Below are 6078 nucleotides of genomic sequence, written 5' to 3'. Positions count from 1 at the left end.
CGGGGTGCTGAGGTTCTACGTGCTGGGTGTCCTGGTGTTCCTCGGCGCGGTGGCGACGCTCGCGGCCACGATCGGGGGACCGGGCTGGTTCCTGCTGGTGGCCGTCGCCGTGGTGCTCATCGTCGTCGGGGTGCACGACCTCGTGCAGAAGCAGCACGCGATCCTGCGCAACTACCCGGTCATCGGGCACATGCGGTTCCTGATGGAGGGCATCCGCCCCGAGCTGCAGCAGTACTTCATCGAGCGCAACTTCGACGGCCGCCCCTACGACCGCAACACCCGCTCTTCGATCTACCAGCGCGCCAAGGGCGCCCTGGAGGAGCAGCCGTTCGGCACCGAGCGCGACCTCTACGCCGTCGGCTACGAGTACCTCGTGCACTCCAGCCGCCCGGTCGACCCGATGCCCGAGCCGCCGCGCGTGCGGATCGGCGGCCCCGACTGCACGCAGCCCTACGACATGGCGCTGCTCAACGTCAGCGCGATGAGCTTCGGCTCGCTCAGCTCCAACGCGATCCAGGCGCTCAACCAGGGTGCGGCCGGCGGCGGGTTCGCGCACGACACCGGCGAGGGCGCGATCAGCCCCTACCACCGCCACGGCGGCGACCTGGTCTGGGAGATCGGGTCGGGCTACTTCGGGTGCCGTACGCCGGACGGAGGCTTCGACGAGGAGAAGTTCGCCGCCAAGGCGGCCGACCCCCAGGTCAAGATGATCAACCTCAAGCTCAGCCAGGGCGCCAAGCCCGGCCTCGGCGGGGTCCTTCCCGGCCGCAAGGTCAACGCCGAGATCGCCGAGACCCGCGACGTGCCGGTGGGGGAGACCGTCGTCTCCCCGGCCTACCACCGGGAGTTCTCGACGCCGCGCGAGCTGGTCCGCTTCGTCGGGCACCTGCGCGAGCTCGCCGGCGGCAAACCGACCGGGTTCAAGCTCTGCCTGGGCTCTCGCGTCGACCTCCTGGCCATCTGCAAGGCGATGGTCGAGGAGGGGACCACCCCGGACTTCGTCGTCGTCGACGGCGCGGAGGGCGGCACCGGCGCGGCCCCGATGGAGTACTCCGACCACGTCGGGATGCCGCTGACCGAGGCCCTGATGACCGTCGACAACGCGCTCGTCGGTGCCGGGCTGCGCGACCGGATCCGGGTCGGCGCCTCGGGCAAGGTCGCGACCGGCGTCGACGTCGTGAAGCGGATCATCCAGGGCGCCGACTACACCAACGCCGCACGCTCGATGATGATGGCGATCGGCTGCATCCAGGCGCAGACCTGCCACACCAACACCTGCCCCGTCGGCGTCGCGACCCAGGACCCCAAGCGCGTCCGCGCGCTCGACGTACCGAGCAAGTCCGAGCGGGTCACCAGCTATCAGCACGAGGTCGTCGCCTCGGCGATGAAGGTCGTCGCCTCGATGGGGCTGCACTCCTTCGACGACCTCGAGCCCCGGATGCTCCGCCGCCGGATCGACCACGGCACCATCTCGTCGTACGCCGAGCTCTTCGACTACCTCGCACCCGGCCAGCTCCTCACCGACCCGCCGGCGTCGTGGCGGGCCGACTGGGACGCGGCCGACCCCGACCGCTTCACCCCCTGACCCCGGCCCAGCCCAGACGCGGCCCCGGCGCGGCCCTAGCCTGGCCGACATGACCGACGCCGCGGTGCGCGAGCGTTCGCGAGACCTCGACCGCTTCCTGACGTTCCTCGACGCCGTCGTGGCGATCGCCATCACGCTGCTGGTGCTGCCGCTCGTCGACCTGACGACCGACCTCCCGACGGACGCCGACGTCGGCGACCTCCTCGTGGAGCACCAGGCCGAGATCTGGGCCTTCCTCCTCAGCTCGGTCGTGATCGCCCGCCTGTGGTTCGGCCAGCACCGCACGCTGCGGCACGTCGTCGCCTACGACGACCGCGTCGCGGGACTGTTGATGGCCTGGGGCCTGACCATCGCGTTCCTCCCGTTCCCGACCGCGCTGGTCGCGGAGGTGTCGACCAACGACCTGACCAAGGTGCTCTACATCGGCACGGTGCTGGCCTCGACCGTCCTGATGACCCTGGTTGCGGCGGTGATCGATCGTCGCCCCGGGATCACCGACGGCGAGGACGGTTCCGACCCCGTCAACGGGGCGGCCAGCGTCGTGGCCCTCGCCCTGGCCCTCGCGATCGCCCTGCTGGTGCCGGCCACGAGCTACTTCCCGCTGCTGCTGCTGTTCCTGTCGAGCTCCTTCGCCGCCGGGTGGCGTCGGCTGCGGCGGGTCTTCCACCCCTGAGGTCGGTACGACGGGCGCGTACCGCTGCGAGCGTGAGGCCATGCCCACGATCGCCGAGCACCTTGTCGCGTCCCTGGCCGAGCACGGCGTCACCCACGTCTGGGGCGTCGTCGGTGATGCCCTCAACCCGGTGACCGACGCGATCCGCCGCGAGGACCGGGTCGAGTGGATGGGCGTGCGCCACGAGGAGGTCGCCGCCTTCGCCGCCGGCGCCCAGTCGCAGCTGACCGGCCGGCTCGGGGTCTGCATGGGCACGGTCGGCCCGGGCGCGATCCATCTCCTCAACGGCCTGTACGACGCCAAGAAGTCGCACACCCCGGTGCTGGCCATCTGCGGCCAGGTGCCGCGTGCCGACATCGGCAGCGACTACTTCCAGGAGGTCGACAACGACGTCCTGTTCAGCGACGTCGCCGTCTTCAGCGCCACGATCACCAGCGAGGAGCAGCTGCCCGGCATCATCGAGCAGGCCGCCAACGCGGCCCTCACCGAGCGCGGCGTCGCCGTGCTGACCCTCCCCGGCGACGTGGGGGGTCTCGACCTGGACAAGGCCCTGACCCACTCCACCTTCGCCCGGCCGCCGGCCCCGGCCGGTCCCGACGACGAGGCACTGACCGCCGCAGCGGCCGCCATCAACGCCGCGGAGCGGGTCACGCTCCTCGTCGGCCGCGGCGCCCGTCCCGCCCGTGACGCCGTCCTCGCCCTGGCCGACCGGCTGGCAGCCCCGATGGTGATCACCCTGCAGGCCAAGGAGGGCTTCGACGGCACCGACCACGAGGTCGGGCTCTCCGGCCTGCTCGGCGGGCCGGCCAGCAAGGTCGCGTTCGACGGCTGCGACCTGCTCGTGATGCTCGGCACCGACTTCCCCTACACCGAATTCATCCCGCAGGGCGTCCCCGTCGTGCAGGTCGACCACGCCGGGCGCCACATCGGTCGTCGCGCCACCGTCACCCACCCCGTGGTCGGCGACGTCGCCCGCACGGTCGACGCGCTGCTGCCGCTCGTCGAGGTCAAGGCCGACCGGAGCCACCTCGAGGCGGCCCGCGAGCGTCACGCCACCTGGCAGGAGCGCCAGCAGCAGTTCGTCGACCCCGACTACGACCGCAAGCCCCGAGGGCTGCTGCGCCGCAAGGTCGACAACCCCGACGCCCGGGTCCGCCCGGAGCTGCTGGCGGCGATGGTCGACCGGCACGCGGCCGCCGACGCCGTCTTCACCGCCGACACCGGGATGTCGACCGTGTGGCTCGCCCGCTTCGTGCGGATGACCGGCGGCAGGCAGCTGCTCGGGTCGTTCAACCTCGGCTCGATGGCCAACGCCATGCCCCAGGCCCTCGGCGTCGCCGCGCTCGACCGGCAGCGGCAGACGATCGCGTTCTGCGGCGACGGCGGGCTCACCATGCTGCTCGGCGACCTCATCACCGCCGTCTCCCACGACCTGCCGGTCAAGCTCGTCGTCTTCGACAACGGGCGCCTCGGCATGGTCAAGCTCGAGATGGAGCAGGTCGGGCTGCCGGAGTACGGCACCGTCCTCCACAACCCCGACCTCGCCGCGGTCGCCCGCTCGATGGGGCTGCACGGCGTACGCGTCGAGGACCCGCACGACGTCGAGGACGCCGTCCGCGCCGTGCTCGCCCACGACGGACCCGCGCTCCTCGACGTCGTGACCAGCGCCGACGAGATCGCCCTCCCACCCAAGCCCACCCACGAGCAGGGCTGGGGCTTCGCGATCGCCAAGGCCAAGGAGTTCGTCGACTCCCCGGAGTGAGCACGCGCTCACCCGTCCGCAATCGACGACGGGTCACCATGGCGGGACGCCGACCCGTCCGCGATCGACGACGGGTCACCGTGGCGGGACGCCGACCCGTCAGCAATCGACGACGGGTCACCGTGGCGGGACGCTGACCCGTCCGCGATCGACGACGGGTCACCGTGGCGGGACGCTGACCCGTCAGCAATCGGCGACGGGTCAGCGAATGTGGCAGGGGAGGAGGAGCCTGGAAGAATGGCGGCATCATGCCCACGCCTGCCGCCGCGCCGAAGCCCGGTCACACCGACCCGGCGATCATCCGCAACTTCTGCATCATCGCCCACATCGACCACGGCAAGTCGACGCTGGCCGACCGGATGCTGCAGCTGACCGGCGTCGTCGACGCTCGCGCGGCGCGGGCGCAGTACCTCGACCGGATGGACATCGAGCGCGAGCGCGGGATCACCATCAAGAGCCAGGCCGTGCGGATGCCGTGGACGGTCCCCGAGGGCAACAACGAGTCCGCCGAGCCCGGCACCTACGTGCTCAACATGATCGACACGCCCGGCCACGTCGACTTCACCTACGAGGTCTCGCGCTCGCTCGAGGCGTGCGAGGCCGCCGTGCTCCTGGTCGACGCCGCGCAGGGCATCGAGGCGCAGACGCTGGCCAACCTCTACCTCGCGATGGGCGCCGACCTCCACATCATCCCGGTGCTCAACAAGATCGACCTGCCGAGCGCCAACCCCGACAAGTTCGCCGCCGAGATCGCCGGGCTCGTCGGCTGCGACCCCGACGACGTGCTGCGGGTCAGCGCCAAGACCGGCCTGGGCGTCGCCCAGCGCCTCAACCACATCGTGGCCGAGACGCCGCCGCCGGTCGGCGACCCCGACAAGCCGGCGCGCGCGCTGATCTTCGACTCCGTCTACGACACCTACCGCGGCGTCGTCACCTACGTCCGCGTCATCGACGGCAAGCTGAGTCACCGCGACCGCATCAAGATGATGTCCAACGGCGTCGTCCACGAGATGCTCGAGGTCGGCGTGATCAGCCCCGAGCCGGTCAAGGCGTCCGACCTGGGCGTCGGCGAGGTCGGCTACCTCATCACCGGCGTCAAGGACGTCCGCCAGTCGCGCGTCGGTGACACCGTCACGACCCAGCACCACGGCGCGACCGAGGCCCTGGGCGGCTACAAGCACCCCAACCCGATGGTCTACGCCGGGCTCTACCCGATCGACGGCGACCAGTACGGCGACCTGCGCGAGGCCCTCGAGAAGCTGCAGCTCAACGACGCCGCGCTCGTCTACGAGCCCGAGACCTCGGGCGCCCTGGGCTTCGGGTTCCGCGTCGGCTTCCTCGGCCTGCTCCACATGGAGATCACCCGCGAGCGGCTCGAGCGCGAGTTCGACCTCGACCTCATCTCGACCGCCCCCAACGTGGTCTACGAGGTCATCCTCGAGGACGGCACCTCGATCGAGGTCACCAACCCGAGCGAGTTCCCCGAGATGAAGATCGACGAGGTGCGCGAGCCGGTCGTCAAGGCCACGATCCTCAGCCCGAGTGACTACATCGGCACGATCATGGAGCTCTGCCAGACCAAGCGCGGCACCCTCGGCGGGATGGACTACCTCTCCGAGGACCGCGTCGAGATGCGCTACACGCTGCCGATGGGCGAGATCGTCTTCGACTTCTTCGACCAGCTCAAGTCGCGCACCAAGGGCTACGCCTCGCTCGACTACGAGCGCTCCGGCGAGCAGGTCGCCGACCTCGTCAAGGTCGACATCCTGCTGCAGGGCGAGCCCGTCGACGCGTTCAGCGCGATCGTCCACAAGGACGCGGCCTACGGCTACGGCGTGATGATGGCCGGCAAGCTCAAGGACCTCATCCCGCGCCAGCAGTTCGAGGTGCCGATCCAGGCCGCCATCGGCGCCCGGGTCATCGCCCGCGAGAACATCCGCGCGATCCGCAAGGACGTGCTCGCCAAGTGCTACGGCGGCGACATCACCCGCAAGCGCAAGCTGCTCGAGAAGCAGAAGGAGGGCAAGAAGCGGATGAAGATGGTCGGCCGCGTCGAGG

Annotated in this window: 4 protein-coding genes; all 4 read left to right on the top strand. The window is 70.7% G+C overall.

Annotation, left to right across the window (positions count from 1 at the left end; all coding sequences use genetic code 11):
- Positions 1-1585 (top strand): FMN-binding glutamate synthase family protein (locus tag Q7T52_RS00750; protein WP_304798582.1); only part of this gene is annotated, 1585 nt, incomplete at its 5' end.
- 49 nt (positions 1586-1634) lie between these two features.
- A complete protein-coding gene (locus Q7T52_RS00745; protein WP_304798579.1) occupies positions 1635-2258 on the top strand; it encodes a TMEM175 family protein in 624 nt (207 codons plus the stop codon).
- A 40-nt stretch (positions 2259-2298) separates the two neighbouring features.
- Entirely contained in the window at positions 2299-4020 is a 1722-nt protein-coding gene (locus tag Q7T52_RS00740) for a thiamine pyrophosphate-dependent enzyme (RefSeq protein WP_304798576.1), read from the top strand.
- Positions 4021-4268: 248 nt separating this feature from the next.
- A partial coding sequence (lepA, locus tag Q7T52_RS00735; RefSeq protein ID WP_304798573.1) for a translation elongation factor 4 occupies positions 4269-6078 on the top strand: 1810 nt, incomplete at its 3' end.

Origin of the sequence: Nocardioides sp., from assembly GCF_030655615.1 — a bacterium.
GTDB lineage: Bacteria > Actinomycetota > Actinomycetes > Propionibacteriales > Nocardioidaceae > Nocardioides.
The sequence above is the reverse complement of the archived record's forward strand: the minus strand, read 5'-3'. Positions and strand labels throughout refer to the sequence as shown.

Bases quoted from the DNA above. Each gene is read 5' to 3' on its own strand.
- Q7T52_RS00745 (WP_304798579.1), top strand. From the start codon at position 1,635: ATGACCGACGCCGCGGTGCGCGAGCGTTCGCGAGACCTCGACCGCTTC.
- Q7T52_RS00740 (WP_304798576.1), top strand. From the start codon at position 2,299: ATGCCCACGATCGCCGAGCACCTTGTCGCGTCCCTGGCCGAGCACGGC.